Source organism: Streptomyces sp. NPDC048171, from assembly GCF_043202655.1.
Classification (GTDB): domain Bacteria; phylum Actinomycetota; class Actinomycetes; order Streptomycetales; family Streptomycetaceae; genus Streptomyces.
Genome location: NZ_JBIDAU010000008.1, coordinates 480,597 through 494,901, shown reverse-complemented (window position 1 = coordinate 494,901; position 14,305 = coordinate 480,597). Strand labels below are relative to the sequence as shown.

13 protein-coding genes are annotated in these 14,305 nt (G+C 73.1%); 3 read left to right on the top strand and 10 right to left on the bottom strand.

Annotated features, from left to right (window positions below; translation table 11 throughout):
- Positions 1-2 precede the first annotated feature (2 nt).
- From ACGF3J_RS24770 to ACGF3J_RS24735, 8 genes are all read right to left on the bottom strand, one after another.
- Positions 3-542 carry an EF-hand domain-containing protein gene (locus ACGF3J_RS24770; RefSeq protein ID WP_393854832.1) on the bottom strand — a complete coding sequence of 180 codons (540 nt, stop codon included), beginning with the start codon at positions 540-542 and terminating at the stop codon, positions 3-5.
- A 225-nt stretch (positions 543-767) separates the two neighbouring features.
- The gene (locus tag ACGF3J_RS24765) at positions 768-1,961 is read right to left on the bottom strand and encodes an acyl-CoA dehydrogenase family protein (RefSeq protein WP_393854831.1); all 1,194 of its coding nucleotides are present in this window, start codon (positions 1,959-1,961) and stop codon (positions 768-770) included.
- A 60-nt stretch (positions 1,962-2,021) separates the two neighbouring features.
- On the bottom strand, positions 2,022-2,930 hold the full coding sequence (locus ACGF3J_RS24760) for an SAM-dependent methyltransferase (protein WP_393854830.1): 909 nt from the start codon (positions 2,928-2,930) through the stop codon (positions 2,022-2,024).
- The gene (locus tag ACGF3J_RS24755) at positions 2,927-4,039 is read right to left on the bottom strand and encodes an NAD(P)-dependent alcohol dehydrogenase (protein ID WP_393854829.1); all 1,113 of its coding nucleotides are present in this window, start codon (positions 4,037-4,039) and stop codon (positions 2,927-2,929) included. Before ACGF3J_RS24755 ends, ACGF3J_RS24760 begins: the two co-directional genes overlap by 4 nt.
- Position 4,040: 1 nt before the next feature.
- Complete coding sequence (locus tag ACGF3J_RS24750; RefSeq protein ID WP_393854828.1) at positions 4,041-5,444, bottom strand: aldehyde dehydrogenase family protein; 1,404 nt, start codon at positions 5,442-5,444, stop codon at positions 4,041-4,043.
- 8 nt (positions 5,445-5,452) lie between these two features.
- A complete protein-coding gene (locus tag ACGF3J_RS24745; protein WP_393854827.1) occupies positions 5,453-6,208 on the bottom strand; it encodes a (5-formylfuran-3-yl)methyl phosphate synthase in 756 nt (251 codons plus the stop codon).
- 253 nt (positions 6,209-6,461) lie between these two features.
- Positions 6,462-6,914, bottom strand: a complete 453-nt coding sequence (locus ACGF3J_RS24740) for an iron chaperone (RefSeq protein ID WP_393854826.1) — start codon at positions 6,912-6,914, stop codon at positions 6,462-6,464.
- Between the two features lie 183 nt (positions 6,915-7,097).
- Complete coding sequence (locus ACGF3J_RS24735; protein ID WP_393854825.1) at positions 7,098-8,621, bottom strand: FAD-dependent oxidoreductase; 1,524 nt, start codon at positions 8,619-8,621, stop codon at positions 7,098-7,100.
- A 353-nt stretch (positions 8,622-8,974) separates the two neighbouring features.
- Here ACGF3J_RS24735 and ACGF3J_RS24730 point away from each other — a divergent pair, with 353 nt between their 5' ends.
- Positions 8,975-10,243, top strand: coding sequence for a PP2C family protein-serine/threonine phosphatase (locus ACGF3J_RS24730; protein WP_393854869.1), 1,269 nt, complete (start codon positions 8,975-8,977; stop codon positions 10,241-10,243).
- Positions 10,244-10,315: 72 nt separating this feature from the next.
- Positions 10,316-10,963, top strand: coding sequence for a hypothetical protein (locus tag ACGF3J_RS24725; protein WP_393854824.1), 648 nt, complete (start codon positions 10,316-10,318; stop codon positions 10,961-10,963).
- Positions 10,964-11,092: 129 nt separating this feature from the next.
- On the opposite strand, the gene ACGF3J_RS24720 is transcribed toward ACGF3J_RS24725, so the two are convergent.
- Together ACGF3J_RS24720 and ACGF3J_RS24715 are read right to left on the bottom strand one after the other, a co-directional pair.
- A complete protein-coding gene (locus tag ACGF3J_RS24720; RefSeq protein ID WP_393854823.1) occupies positions 11,093-12,934 on the bottom strand; it encodes a GAF domain-containing SpoIIE family protein phosphatase in 1,842 nt (613 codons plus the stop codon).
- A 109-nt stretch (positions 12,935-13,043) separates the two neighbouring features.
- On the bottom strand, positions 13,044-13,265 hold the full coding sequence (locus tag ACGF3J_RS24715) for a DUF3072 domain-containing protein (RefSeq protein WP_393854822.1): 222 nt from the start codon (positions 13,263-13,265) through the stop codon (positions 13,044-13,046).
- A gap of 178 nt (positions 13,266-13,443) precedes the next feature.
- On the opposite strand from ACGF3J_RS24715, the gene ACGF3J_RS24710 reads away from it, so the two are divergent.
- Positions 13,444-14,244: an SDR family NAD(P)-dependent oxidoreductase gene (locus ACGF3J_RS24710; RefSeq protein WP_393854821.1), complete on the top strand. Its 801-nt coding sequence runs from the start codon at positions 13,444-13,446 to the stop codon at positions 14,242-14,244.
- The last annotated feature ends 61 nt before the right edge of the window (positions 14,245-14,305 follow it).

Here is a 14,305-nt window from a genome sequence, read left to right as displayed (position 1 = left end):
CGTCAGGCGGAGGCGTTCGCGGTCAGGTGGTCGCCGGGGATGCCGGACTTCTCGGGCCGGTAGAAGTCCCGGATGCCGTCCGCCCAGGTGGCCACCCGGATACGGTCTTCCCGGTCCGGCCCGAAGGCGTCGAACAGGGCCTCGATGTTGGGCCGCCGGAAGCCGATGGCCAGCATCAGCGCGACGAACTCGGGCCGGGCGACGAAGCCGTCGCCCTCCGGGTCCCCCATCGCCGCGAGCGCCTCCGCGAACTCGTCGACGGCCGCCCCGAAGCGCTGCGGGTTGAGGACGACGGAGTCGAACTCCTCGGGGCTGATCCGCCCGTCGCCGTTGGCGTCCAGCTCGGTCAGGAGCGTGTCCCCGTAGCGGCGGAAGGATGCGGCGAGCCGGTCCTTCACGGCGTCGCCGGCCGCCGGTACGGCCGCCACGACACGGTCGCTCATCAGCTTGAAGTCGGCCGGCTCCAGGTAGCCGTTCCCGTCGGCGTCGAAGAGGGTGAAGACCAGCTGGACACGGTCCGTCGCCTCGCTGGTGGGCGTCATGGTGCACCTCGAACTTTCCGGGTGGAGTACTGCCGTCGGTGCTCGCCGGCTCCGTGGCCGGCGGCTCGTCCACTATCGGGCCGACCGGACGGTCGCGGTGGCGAAGGCCGTCCCGTGCACACGAACGGGCGTATCCCTCCCGCCGATGCGTCGGAGGCCGTCGCACGGGGAAGCGCGGCGTCCCGGCCGACGCCGCGCTCGTGGTGCTCCGCATGCCGCCGCGGATCAGACGAAGGCGCTCTCCCCGGTGATCGCCTTGCCGACGATCAGGGTGTTCATCTCCCGGGTGCCCTCGAAGGAGTAGATGGCCTCGGCGTCCGCGAAGAACCGGGCCACGTCGTAGTCCAGGACGATGCCGTTGCCTCCGAATATCTCCCGCGCCCAGGCCACCACCTCGCGCATACGAGCGGTCACGTGGGCCTTGGCCAGCGAGGAGTGCTCGTCGCGGAAGGTGCCCGCGTCCTGCAGACGGGCGAGCTGGAGCAGCAGCCCCCAACTCGAGGTGATGTTGGCCAGGCTCTTCACCAGGAGGTCCTGGACGAGCTGGAAGCCCGCCAGGGGCCTGCCGAACTGCTCCCGCTCAGTGGAGTACCGCAGCGCCAGTTCGTAGGCGCCGATCATGACGCCGAGGGCCTGCCAGGCGACGCCGCTGCGGGTGGCGCGCAGGATCTCCGCGACATCGCGGAAGGACGACACGTTCTGGAGGCGGTCGGACTCGGGCACCCGTACGCCGGTGAGGGTGACGTCCGCGTTCTCCACGATGCGCAGCGATGTCTTGTGCTCGATCCGCGTGGCCTCGAATCCCGGTGTCCCCTGCCCGACCACGAAGCCCTTGACCTGGTCGTCGTCGACGTCGCGGGCCCACACCACGACGTGGTCGGCGAAGGTGGCGTTGCCGATCCAGCGCTTCTCGCCGTCGAGCACCCAGGTGTCGCCGTCGCGCCGGGCGGTGGTGTGCATGCCGGCCGCGATGTCGGAGCCGTCGAGCGGTTCGGTCAGTGCGAACGCCCCGACCGTCTCCATGGTCGCCATGCCGGGCAGCCACCGGTCGCGCTGTTCCTGGTCGCCGCCGGACTGGACGGCGTACATGGCCAGTCCGTTGTGGACGCCGAAGAAGGTGGCCACGGAGGCGTCGACGCGGCTCATCTCCATGGCCATCATGCCGGTCAGCAAGTGGGAGGCGACGGGGCCCGGTTCGCCGTATCCCTCGTAGGGCAGGCCGACCAGTCCGCTCTCGCGGAAGCGGTCGATCAGCTCTCTGGGGAACGTCCCCTCGGCCCAGTGCTCGGCGACCAGGGGCTGGACCTCCTCCCGCATGAACGCCCGTGTCCTCGCCAGGACCTTGCGTTCCTCCTCCGACAGGGCGCCCTCGAAGTCGTAGAAGTCGGCCGGGTTCTGCTGCGTCGTGAGTGAACTCATGGGGCCCTTCTTCCACGCTCGCGCCGTGGCAAGCCCCCGGCCGGCCGTGGTGTGGCCCTCCTACCTCCGGTGTTTCACCGCGAAGACCCACCGGTTGCCCGCCAGCGCGTCGTTCTCCTCGGGCAGCGGGCCGCGTCCGTGGCTGCGGGTGAAGTCGAAGGGGGTGCCGACGGATGTCGTCCAGCCCTTGCCCGCGAGGTCGCCGGCGGAGTCGGGGCGCGGTTCCCGGCTGAACAGCTCCAGGAGGTCGATGCCGATCTGCCGGCGCGTCTCGGTGTAGAGGGGGCTGTCCCGGTAGGCCGTCAGGTCCTTCTCCAGCTTGGCCTCGTAGGCCAGCGCGCTGCCTGCCGCGCTCAGGCGGTCCACCGTGTCGACGAGATAGGTCTCGGCCGCGCGGGGCAGGTAGAACAGCAGTCCCTCGGCGAGCCAGACGGTGGGGGCCGCGGTGTCGAAGCCGGCGTCGGTCAGCGCGCCGACCCAGTCGTCGCGCAGGTCGACCGGGAGGGGCACGCGCGTCGTGAGCGGTGCCGCGGACACGCCCGCGAGCACCTCGTGCTTGAAGTCGAGGACGCCGCCGCGGTCGATCTCGAACACCACGCAGCCGGCCGGCCAGTCGAGACGGAAGGCCCGCGAGTCCAGCCCCGCGCCGAGCAGCACGACTTGGCGGACCCCGCCGGCCCGCACCGCGTCGAGGACGAAGTCGTCGAGGACGCGGGTCCGCAGGCCGAAGTACCGGGCGAACCGCCCCCACAGCGGGTTCGCGTCGCCGTCCGGGACCTGTTCGGGGCGGATCGGCCAGCCGGCGGACGCCGGAGCGGCGAGCACGAAGTGCTCCGCGTAGGCGTCCTGGGCCAGGCTGTCGGGCCGGTGGGTCTCGAGCGCCCGGGCCGCGGCGACCAGGAGGGCGGTCACTCCGACCCCTCCTTCCACGCCCTCCACGCCGGTGTCCTGCTGTGCGGTATGGGTCATGCGTCATGTCCCCCGATCGGTTCCGGGATGAGTACGGGTTTGACGACGCGGCCCGCGTCGCAGTCCTGTTCGGCCTCGTTGATGTCGGCGAGCGGGTAGGTGCGGATCAGCTGGTCGAAGGGAAACAGCCCCGCCTGCCACAGGGCGGTCAGCCGGGGGATCAGCAGTGCGGGCACGGCGTCGCCCTCGCAGATGTGGGAGATGCGGCGGCCCCGGTCGAGTGTTCCGGGTTCGAGGGGCAGGGTGGTGTGGAGCCGCGCCACCAGGCCGAGGCGTCCGGTCGGGCGCAGGGCGTGGAGGGTGCCGTTGATCAGCTCGGCCGAGGCGGTGGTGTCCAGGGCGTAGTGGGCTCCGCCGCCCGTCAGCCGGCGGATGCGCTCGCTGAGGCCGGCCGACGCGGCGGGAAGGGGGATGGCGTGGAGTCGCTCGGCGAGGGCCAGCCGTTCGGGGTGCCGGTCGACGGCGACGGTCACCGCGCCGGCCGCGGTGGCCGCCATCACGGCCGCGAGGCCGACCGCGCCCGCGCCGAGGACCACGAGGGTGTCGCCGGGGCCGGCGGCGAAGGAGTTGAGGACCGCGCCCGCGCCGGTGAGGAACCCGCAGCCGAGCGGTCCGAGCAGGTGGAGCGGCAGCGCCGGGTCGACCCGGACGGCGTTGCGGGCCGGGACCGCCGCGTACTCGGCGAAGGAGGACTGGCCGAACCAGCGGGGGGCCAGTACGGCGCCCGCGGTGTCGGTGAACCGGCCGGCGTTCCCGGGGCGTCCGCCGTGGAGGTTCAGGGTGGCGAACGAGTCGCAGTAGGCGGGGGCGGCACGCAGGCAGTTGCGGCAGTGACCGCAGGAGTCGAAGCTCAGCACGACGTGGTCGCCGGGGTGCAGGCCGGTGACCGCGTCGCCCGTCTCCACCACGACGCCCGCGCCCTCGTGACCGAGTACGGCCGGCAGGGGTGAGCGGCCGGCGGAGTGCCGCACCGCGAGGTCGGTCCGGCACAGGCCGCAGCCCGCGATCCGGACCAGGACCTCGTCCGCGGCGGGTGCCTCGTCCAGTGTCACCTCCTCGACGGCGAACGGTTTCTCGTACGAGCGCAGTACGGCCGCGCGGTACCTCACGTCAGGCCTCCTGCGGGCGGTGCACGACGAACGGTCTGAGGTTCCCGTAGAGGCCCCACGGTCCGCCGGCGACGCCGACGCCGCTGTCCTTGATGCCGGCGAAGGGCTGGGCGAGGGACAGCTCGGCGTGGTGGTTGACCCACGCCGTCCCGCACTCCAGCCGGCCGGCCACCGCCTCGGCCCGGTCGGCGTCGGTCCCCCACACCGAGCCGCCGAGTCCGAAGCGGGTGCCGTTGGCGGCCTCGACGGCCTCGTCGACGCTGTCGTACGGCAGGACCGGCAGGACCGGGCCGAACTGCTCCCCGGTCACCACCGGGCTGTCGGCCGCTACGCCGGTCAGGATTGTGGGGGCGAAGAAGTACCCCGGCCCGTCCAGCCGGTGGCCGCCGGCGGCGGCTCGGGCACCGTCCGCGAGGGCTCGGGCCGTGCAGTGCTCGACCCGGGTCAGTTGCGCCGCGTTGTTCAGGGGGCCGAGTCGTGAGGCCGGGTCCAGTCCGGGTCCGACGACGACGGTCTTCGCCCGGTGGGCGAGGGCCTCCACGACCAGGGAGTGGACGCGGGCCGGGGCGTAGACACGCTTGACGGCCATGCAGACCTGTCCGCAGTTGCGGAACGCGGCCCAGAACAGGCGGTCCGCGATCTCCTCCACGTCGACGTCGTCCAGCAGTACGGCGGCGTCGTTGCCGCCGAGTTCCAGGGTGACGCGGGCCAGTGAGGCCGCCGCTCCCCGGGCGACGGCGCGTCCGGTGGGGGCCGAGCCGGTGAAGGTCACGTGGCGGATCCCCGGGTGCGAGGCGAGACGGGCTCCCAGGGGTTCGCGGCCGGTGACGACGGTCAGGACGTCCTCGGGCAGGGCGGCGGAGACGACGGACGCCAACAGGCGGGTTGCGAGGGGTGTGTACGGAGAGGGCTTGAGCACGACCGTGTTGCCCGCGGCGAGCGCCGGTGCGAACTTCGCCGAGGCGAGCTGCAGGGGGAAGTTCCACGGGACGATCGCGGCGACGGGGCCGATCGGCCGCCAGCGCAGCTCGCTGCGGACCGGCCGGCCGTCCGTGATCGGCAGGGTCGGGATGTCGGGGTCGGCGAAGTGGCGGAGCCGGGCGGCCGTGCGGGCCACCTCCGCGTGCGACTCGGCCAGGGGTTTGCCCTGTTCGCGGGTCAGCAGGGTGGCGAGGCCGGGGCCGGCCGCCTCGACGGCGTCCGCGGCGGCGAGCAGCGCGGCCGTGCGGGCTGCAGGGTCGGCCCGCCAGCCGTGCCAGGCCGTGTGCGCGCGGTCGACCACGGAGTCCAGGTCGTCCGGCTGCTGGTCGGGGGCCTCGTCGAAGGGCTCGCCCGTCGCCGGATCGACGACGGGGAAGTATCCGTTGCGGGTCTCGGGGTGGCGTCCCCGGGTTTCCGTCGCCATGGTGGCGGTCAGCTCGCGGCGGGGACGGTGACCGTGTGCTCGCGTACGTGCCGGTCCATCTCCGCCCGGAAGGCGGCCACCAGGTGCGGCTGGACGCGGCCGGCGTTGCGGTCGCCGCCCTCGCAGACCGCCCCGCGTACGCCGACGATGTCCGTGCCGATGCGGGCCAGGTCGCCCAGGTCGCCGGTCTTGACGCTGCCCGCCAGCGCGGCCAGGAGGCCGGCGTCGTGGGCGCGCCGGACGAACTCCCCGCAGACGTCGGGCGCAAGGTGGTCGAACAGCCGCGTCCCGTCCTTGACCGCCGTGTCGAGCATGGCGGCGTCGGAGCCGGAGCGGCGGGCGATGTCGGGCAGGGCGAGCGGGTTGACGCAGCCGATGCGATGGGCGTCGGCGTAGCCGGAGGCGACGACGAAGGCGTCCGGCCGGTGGTCCTTCACCGCGCGGACGACGCCCCGCATGACGTCGACGGCCTGCTCGGGGGTGGAGCATCCGTAGAGGCCGACCTTGATGTACGTGGCGCCGGAGACGACCGCCCCGAGCGCGGCCTGGGCGACCGTGCCGGGCTTGTAGGGGACGTCGCCGACGGTGGCGGAGAGCGGCTTGTCCGCCGGTATTGCCGCTCGGATCTCCCGGATGACCCACGGGAAGTTGGCGCCGAGCGAGCCCTCGTCGGGCTTCTTGACGTCGACGATGTCGAGGTGCTGGGCCGCCTTGGCGCAGTCGAGGGCTTCCTCGACGCCGTCCGGAGAGATGAGAAGCAGCAAGGTGGTGTCCTTCCCTGCGTGCCCCGCCTGTTGAGGGGCGGGTGCGCGGATGCACGTGGTGCACGTGCGGTCCGTACATCATTTCCGCGGGTGACGCGGGCTCGGCAGGGCGCGCAGGGGGACGAATGGGGCGTTGCCGCGGTGCCCCCGCGCCGGGCGCAGTGCGCCGTCCGCGCGGGGCCGGCCGCGCACGGGGCACGGCCGGCCAGCAGGGCACAGGGCCGGCTCTCCCATCAGTACGGCGAGGAGGGCGTCAGCTCACCGCCTGCTTCACCAGGGCGGCGATCTGCTCCTCCACCTCGGACGTCACCTTCGTCAGGGCGAACGCGGACGCCCACATGTTGCCCTCGTCGAGGTTCGCGTTGTCGCTGAAGCCGAGCGTCGCGTAGCGCGCCTTGAACTTCGCCGCGCTCTGGAAGAAGCAGACCAGCTTGCCGTCCAGCGCGTAGGCCGGCATTCCGTACCACAGCTTGGGCGCCAGCTCGGGGACGGTCTTCAGGACCACCGCGTGGACGCGTTCGGCCATCGCCCGGTCCGAGTCCTGCATCTCGGCGATCTTCTCCAGCACGTCCTTCTCGGCCAGCGCGGCCTTGTCGGCCCGCGACCCGCGCTTCGCCGCCGCCTTCTGCTCCTTGGCGTGGTCCTTCATCGCGGCCCGTTCCTCGGCCGTGAAACCCTCGTAGTTGCTCTTGTCGCCACTGCTCATGTGCGCTCCCGCACCTCGTGGGTCACGCTCGCCCGACCCGGTACGCCTCGACGAGCACGGTCAATGCCGTCCAGTACAGCACCCCGTGCGCACGAATCCCTTGAATGCCGCTCGAGGCGGACTCGAAGCGCAGGTGGGAGGGTTACGTGCGCGCGTACCGCCCGCCGGCGCGGCGCGGCGCGGTCAGATGTCGCGTCGCTCCAGCGGCTTGGTCGCCGGGCCCTCGATCACCTTGCCGTCGGTGTCGAAGCGGGAACCGTGGCAGGGGCACTCCCAGGCGCGTTCGGCGGCGTTGAAGGCGACCAGGCAGCCGAGGTGGGTGCAGCGCGGGGAGAGGGCGTGGAGCGTGCCGGCCTCGTCGCGGTAGACCGCGACGCGGTCGCCACCGGCCCTGACCACCGCGCCCTCGCCGGGCGGGAGCGCGTCCACCGGGGGTACGGGCCGCAGCCGGTCGCCGACGAAGTGGCCGGCGACCTCGGCCTGCGCCTTGAGCAGGGCGGGTGCCTCGCGCACCGCCGTGCGCATTCGTCGCGGGTCGTACAGGCCGGCCCACGCGCACTCCTCGCCGGTGATCAACGCGGTGAGCAGCCGGCCGGCCATGATGCCGCCGCTCAGCCCCCAGCCGCCGAAGCCGGTGGCGACGTAGGTGTGCTGTGCTCCGGGGTGCAGTGGGCCGACCATCGGCACGGTGTCGGAGGGGTCGATGTCCTGGGTGGCCCAGGCGTGGGTGAGGCCCGCGCCGGGAAAGTGCTCGCCGGCCCACGCGGACAGCCTCTCGAAGCGCTCCCGGGTGTCGCCCGTGCCGGGCGTGAAGTGCTCGCCGGTCACGATGAGCAGCCTGCGTCCCTCGTCGTCCAGCGGCGCCGTGCGGACCGAGCGGGTGTTCTCCTCCGGCGTGATGTACATGCCGTCGACGTCGCGGTCGGCCTCGATGCTCCCGGCGACGACCAGCTCGCGGCGCGGGGAGAGGCGGGCGAAGAGCAGGGCCCGGTCGAAGACCGGGTAGTGCGTGGCGACCACGACGTCCCGGGCGGTGACGGTCGCGCCCGTGCCCGTGGAGACGCGGCAGGGGCTGCCGCCGTCCAGACCGTGCACGGGCGTGCTCTCGAAGATCCGCCCGCCCTGCGCCTCCAGGTTCTCGGCGAGGGCCAGCAGGTACTTGCGGGGGTGGAACTGGGCCTGGCCGGTCACGCGGACCGCGCCCGCGACCGGGAACGGCAGCCCCGTCTCCGTCACGAACGACGCCGGCAGTCCCGCGTCCGCGGCGGCCGCCGCCTCGGCCCGCAGCTCGTCCGCGCGGCCCGGATCACGGACGTAGGTGTACGCGTCGCGGGTCTCCCAGTCGCAGTCGATGCCGAGGTCTGCGACGACGCCGGCGGCGTGCTCGACGGCCTCGGACTGCGAGCGGGCGTACAGGCGGGCGCCCTCGGGGCCGCGGGTGCGGCGCAGCTTGTCGTAGACGAGCGTGTGCAGGGCGGTCAGCTTCGCGCTGGTGTGCCCCGTGACGCCGGCGGCGAGGCGCCCGGCCTCCAGCACCGCGACCCGGCGCCCGGCCCGCGCCAGCTCCCAGGCCGCGCTGAGCCCGGCGATCCCGGCACCGATCACGACGACGTCGGTTTCCAGGTCGGCGTCGAGAGCGGGACGCGGCGCACCACCGGGGGCCGTCTGAAGCCAGTACGAGCCGTTGACCTGCGCGTTCTCCGTCATGCCGACCGGGTACCCCGGTGCGGCGGCTTCACTGACGGGCTTGCGGCGCTCGTGGCGCCGGACGGGCGTCAAGGGGTGCGGGGCCGGCCCGTCGGCCCATGCGGGTACTCGGGCCGGGTGTGCGGGTGTGAGGCATTTGAGCCGGGCTACTCGCCCTCCAGGGGTTGAGCAGACAGCCCCGAGTTCCTCGGGGCCTTCGGGCCCCGGGGAACCCGAGACCGCTTCACATGCGCCCTCCGATGGTGCGCGCGAGCCTCCTGTGCTGCGATGGGCCCCAGTACGTGACGCGGGGGCGGCTGCCGAGCGGGAGGGAGCTGACCGTGGACGTGGACCGTGACGCCGGGGCCCGGGCGATGCTCGCCGGCCTGCTGGACGCCGGCCACCTCATGCCGGTCGACGCGTTGCCGAACACCGTCCGCACGCACGCGCGTGCCGCAGGCTTCACCGACGTTCTCGTCTATGTCGCGGACCTCGGGCACCAGGGCCTGCACCTGCTGGCCGGGCCGGACGGTCCGCCGCACGGGGCCGAACGGGAGATCCGGATCGAGGGCACCGCGCCCGGGCGGGCCTACCAGCGCGGACGGCTCACCTCCGCCGCGCCCCAGGAGGAGACCGGCACCGACTGGTGGGTGCCCCTGGTGGACGGTACCGAGCGACTCGGACTGCTGCGGCTGCGTTCGGCCCACGACGACGCCCGCGCCCGGGAGGACGCGGACCGTCTCGCGGCCCTCGTGGCGCTGCTGCTCACCACCAAACGCACCTCCAGCGACACGCTGGCCCGGCTGATGCGGACCGAGCCGCTGAACATCGCGGCGGAGATGGCGTGGAACCTGATGCCGCCGCGCACCTACGCCGACGGGCGGGTCGTCATCTCCGCGGTGATGGAGCCGACTTACCAGATCAGCGGCGACGTCTACGAGTACGCCCTCGACGGGCCACTGGTGCACCTGACGCTGTTCGACGCCATGGGCCACGACAACGCGGCGGGCCTGTGCGGAGCCCTGGCGCTGGGAGCCTGCCGCAACGCCCGCCGTCAGGGCGCCGGTCTGGCCGCCAAGGGCGCCGCGGTGGAGGCCGCCCTCGTCGAGCAGTACGGGCACCGCCGGTACGTCACCGGCATCCTCGCCACCCTCGACACCCGCACGGGGGTGCTGAGCTGGGTCAACCGCGGCCATCACCCACCCATCGTCATCCGCGGCAACCGCTGGTTCAGTCACCTGCAGTGCCCGCCGGCCCACCCCATGGGCACCGACCTGAACCTGTCCAGCACCGTCTGCCGGGAACAGCTCCAGCCGGGTGACCGCGTCGTCCTCTACACCGACGGCATCACCGACGCCCGGAGCCACGACGACAGCGAGTTCGGCGTGGAGCGCTTCACCGACTTCCTCATCCGCCACCACGCCGACGGCCTGCCGGTCCCGGAGACGCTGCGCCGCCTCATGCAGGCCGTCCTCGACTACCACGACGGGCATTTGCAGGACGACGCGACCGTGCTGATGTGCGAGTGGCTCGGCGACACCCTTCGGAACACCGAGCCGGCGGCAGACCTGACGGGACTGCCGCTCCACGCCCTCCCGTCCGCGCCGGACATCACCGTGGACTCGGGCACCGGGACGTCGTGACCGCTCCCTCTGCGCTCCGACGTACGGGTGATGCAGTATGAAAAGAGACACATATGCGATTTGAGGGGTCTTATGCCGGACCGCGACGACGCCGAGAACGAGACGTACGAGCAGGAGTGGGACGACGAGGAGGCGGAGACCGGTGCCGGCCGCGACGGTGAGCCGGACGTGCTCCTCGACGTGCCGGAGCTCCACGTCGAGGAGATCAGCCTGCACGTGGAAAACCTGCAGGCCAGGGTGTCCTTGAACGCGGAGGTGCTCGACCTCCTCAAGCTGAACGTCGGGGCCGACGTCTCGCTCGGCCGCGTGGAGCTCGACATCAAGGGCGTCCAGGCGCAGGCCCTGCTCAAGGTCCGGCTGGACAACGTCGCCGAGATGGTCGGCAGGGTCCTGTCCACCGTCGACGCCCATCCGCAGATCCTCGAGCAGCTGACGTCCGGCCTCGATGCCGCGGCCGAGAGCCTGGGCAGCGGCGCCGGCCGGGCCGCGGGAGAGCTGGCGGAAGGTGCCGGGAACGCGGTCCGGGGCGTCGGCGAGAGCGCCGGGAAGGCGGTTGGCGAGGTGGGCGACGGCGCCGGTGAGGTCGTCGGGAGGACCTCGGGGCGCGCTGCGCGGGAGGCCTCGCCGGAGACCGGGCGCGAGAGCGGCAGGGCCGGGCGGACCGTGCAGCGGGGCAAAACGGCGCGCGGTCGCGAACGGCAGCGCGACAAGCCGCCGTGAAGGGCTCCCGACATCGAGGCGCGCTCCGTCGTGGAGGCCGACCGGACGGGTCCCCCGCGGCCGGCTGGGGAAACCGGCGTCCACCGGACCGCCGGTCACCGCCGGAAGGTCGCCCGCGCCTTGCGTCGCTCACTCCTTGACGCGCACGGCGAGGAGGGCGACGTCGTCCGGGGCGCTCGCTCCCGCGACGGCGTCGACCAGGTGTGACAGCAGCGCCGGGAGATCGTCGCGCCGGTGGGTGGACAGGATCCTGGCCGCCCGGTCGGTGAGCGCGTCGAGGTCCGTGCCCCGGCGCTCCACGAGGCCGTCGGTGTAGAGCAGCAGCAGCGTGCCGGGATCGAGGACGCGCCGGTGGGAGGTACGACCGGACGGGTCGAGACCGGGGTGGATCAGTGCACCGTGGTCGTGGAGCAGCTCGGTGGTGCCGTCGGGGAGAGCCAGCAGGGGCGGGGGGTGACCGGCGTTGGTCCAGGTCATCTCCCAGGTCGCGGCGTCGGGCGGCGGGCACGGGCGCAGGTGCGTGTGGACGAGTGTGCCGCTGGAGCCGACGAGCAGTTCGCGGTTGGCGTGCTCCAGGGCCCGCACGATGTGGGCGGGGTCCCTGCCGGGGTGGTCGAGGTCCGCCTGGCGCAGCATGCTGCGGGTCTGGCCCATGAGAGTGGCGGCGTGCATGTCGTGGCCGGTGATGTCGCCGATGGTGAGCGCGACCGTTGCGGGGTCTGCCTCGCGGTCCGGTGCCGAGGGCAGGACGTACAGGTCGTACCAGTCGCCGCCGACCATGTCGGCCTGGGCGGCGGGGCGGTAGAGGGCGGCGCTGTCCAGTCCGTCGACGGCGGGGAGGTCGGTGAGCATGGCCTCCTGGAGCTGGTGGGCCACGTGGACGCGGTCGTCGACGAAGAGGGCGCGTTCGACGGCGCGGGCGGTGTAGCCGGCCAGCGAGGCCAGCACTGCCTGCTCCAGCACGTCAATCTCGTAGGGGTGGGCCCAGCCGAGGACGAGGGTGCCGAGCGAGCTGACCGTGCCGGGCAGCGGCACGCACACCGCCGTGTGCAGGCCGAGCTGTCCGAAGGCGGCGACCGCGTCCGGCCCGTACTGGTCGGCGAGCTCCTCGGGGCTGTGCACGATGACGGTGCGCTTTTCGCGCGCCGCCCGGGCGGTGGGCCAGGCCGAGTCGATCGAGTAGGTCTCGTAGGAGTACTCCATGGGTGCGACGCCGGTCCGGTCGATGAGCCGGCGCATACGTCGCCGCTCGGCCAGGACCAGGCCGACGTAGTCGGGCTTGAGGTCGCCGCTGACCAGTTCGCGGACGCGTTGGCGGACCTCGCTCAGGCCGGTGGTGTCCGCCAGCGCGTCCGCGGCGCGCAGCAGCAGCTGCGAGCGTTTGAGTGCCGTCCGGGTCCCGTGCTGCATCACGTCGGCCCGCTCACGGGCCCGGGCCTCCCCCCGGCGCGCCAGCTCCCGCTGGCTGGAGGCGATGCGCAGGCGCAGCTCCGCGCTGCACGCGGCCGCGAGGTCCCGCAGCGCCGCCAGATCCTCGGCGCTCCACCGCCGGGGCCGGTTGTCGATGGCGCACAGCGAGCCCAGTACCCGCCCGACGTCGTCCGTCAAAGGCACCCCCGCGTAGCCGAGCACCCCGAGGTCGTCGATCGCCGGGCTCGCCGCGGTCCGCTCGTCCGCGCGGGTGTCCGCCACGGTGAAGGGCTCACGGCTCGCGACGACGTGGTGGCACAACGAGTGGGTGAGGGGGGTCTGCCGTGTCCGCGCCCACGGTTCGCCGAGGCCGACCATGCCGGGAAAGACCTGGCGGGCCTCCTCCAGCATCGACACCAGTGCCACCGGCACACCGAGCATGCGGGAGACCAGGCGGGCGAAGCGGTCCATGTCGGCGTCCGCGACCGCGGTCAGGCCGGTGTCCCGCACCGCCTGGAGCCGGTCGGCGTCGCCGACCACCTCGTCCTCCGGGCTCGCCACCCGCGCCTCCCCGACTCGTCCGGGCTCACCGGCCGCTGAGTCCGGCTCACGCCAACGGTAGTCCACGCATGCCCGGCCCCGCTCCTGGTCAGCCGGGCCGGGGTGCAGGTCAGGTGGCCTGCGCGCCGCCCGGACCCGTCTCCTTAGTCCTGGGTGAGGCCTGCTGCAGGCGGTCGATCATCCGTGACGCGTCCGCCTTCGTCAGGTTCTCGGGGACCTCTTCGCCCGCCTCGCGGGCCAGCGTCCGGAGATAGCTCAGCTGCGGGCCGGTCGCCGGTTCCTCGCCGGTGGCCCAGTCCTGCACGTTCTTCCTCGGGTCCGTTTCGCTCATGCCACCCCGACTACCCGCACGGACAAGGTCGACGCGGGCGTGGTGCGGACCGGGCCGCGGTGCCCCGTTCCGGGAGCGCGAGGCGGGGAACCCGGCCGTCGGCTCCGACCACGCGGCCGGGGCCCGGACCGCGGTCTGTCCGCCGTCCTCCTGAACCCCACACCCCCGGGAAGCGGCCATGAACGACGTCAAGCCTTTCGCCCTGGTCACGGGCGCCTCCAGCGGTATCGGTCTCGAACTCGCGAGTCAGCTCGCCGAGCGGGGACACGACCTGATCGTCAACGCCGAGGACGAGGCCCGACTCGAGCGGGCGGCAGGGCGCATCCGGGAGGCGGGGACCGTCGTCCACACCGTCCCCGCCGACCTGCGGCTCCCCGACCGGACCGAGGCGCTCTACGCCGCGGTTACCGCGACCGGCCGCCCGCTCGACGTCGCCGTGCTCAACGCGGGTGTCGGGCGGGGCGGCGCCTTCGTCGACACCGACCTCGCGGACGATCTCGAGATCGTGGACCTCAACGTCCGGTCCACCGTCCACCTGGCGAAGCTCGTCCTGCGCGACATGGCCGCCCGGGACGAAGGACGGGTCCTCGTCACGTCCTCCATCGCGTCGACGATGCCGGGCTCCCACCAGGCGGTCTACAACGCGTCGAAGTCGTTCCTCCAGTCCTTCACCCAGGCCCTGGGGAACGAGTTCGAGGGCACCGGCGTCACCCTGACGTCGCTGATGCCCGGCCCCACCGAGACCGACTTCTTCCACCGCGCCGGCATGGACGACACCCCGGTCGGCCGGCAGGACAAGGACGACCCGGCGCAGGTGGCGCGGCAGGGGCTGGACGCGCTCTTCGCCGGCAAGGACAAGCTCACCGCGGGATCCGCCAGGACCAAGGCACAGGGACTGGCGAACAAGGTGCTGCCCGACAGGCTCAAGGCCGAGGCCCACCGCAAGATGGCCGAACCCGACTCGGGCGAAGGGACCTGACGCACCGCTCGCACGGGGGGGGCCGGGCGAACCACGTCCTCGAGCGGCTGCGCGACTGGGA

Bases quoted from the DNA above. Each gene is read 5' to 3' on its own strand.
- ACGF3J_RS24770 (WP_393854832.1), bottom strand. From the start codon at position 542: ATGACGCCCACCAGCGAGGCGACGGACCGTGTCCAGCTGGTCTTCACC.
- ACGF3J_RS24765 (WP_393854831.1), bottom strand. From the start codon at position 1,961: ATGAGTTCACTCACGACGCAGCAGAACCCGGCCGACTTCTACGACTTC.
- ACGF3J_RS24760 (WP_393854830.1), bottom strand. From the start codon at position 2,930: ATGACCCATACCGCACAGCAGGACACCGGCGTGGAGGGCGTGGAAGGA.
- ACGF3J_RS24750 (WP_393854828.1), bottom strand. From the start codon at position 5,444: ATGGCGACGGAAACCCGGGGACGCCACCCCGAGACCCGCAACGGATAC.
- ACGF3J_RS24740 (WP_393854826.1), bottom strand. From the start codon at position 6,914: ATGAGCAGTGGCGACAAGAGCAACTACGAGGGTTTCACGGCCGAGGAA.
- ACGF3J_RS24735 (WP_393854825.1), bottom strand. From the start codon at position 8,621: ATGACGGAGAACGCGCAGGTCAACGGCTCGTACTGGCTTCAGACGGCC.
- ACGF3J_RS24730 (WP_393854869.1), top strand. From the start codon at position 8,975: ATGCTCGCCGGCCTGCTGGACGCCGGCCACCTCATGCCGGTCGACGCG.
- ACGF3J_RS24725 (WP_393854824.1), top strand. From the start codon at position 10,316: ATGCCGGACCGCGACGACGCCGAGAACGAGACGTACGAGCAGGAGTGG.
- ACGF3J_RS24715 (WP_393854822.1), bottom strand. From the start codon at position 13,265: ATGAGCGAAACGGACCCGAGGAAGAACGTGCAGGACTGGGCCACCGGC.
- ACGF3J_RS24710 (WP_393854821.1), top strand. From the start codon at position 13,444: ATGAACGACGTCAAGCCTTTCGCCCTGGTCACGGGCGCCTCCAGCGGT.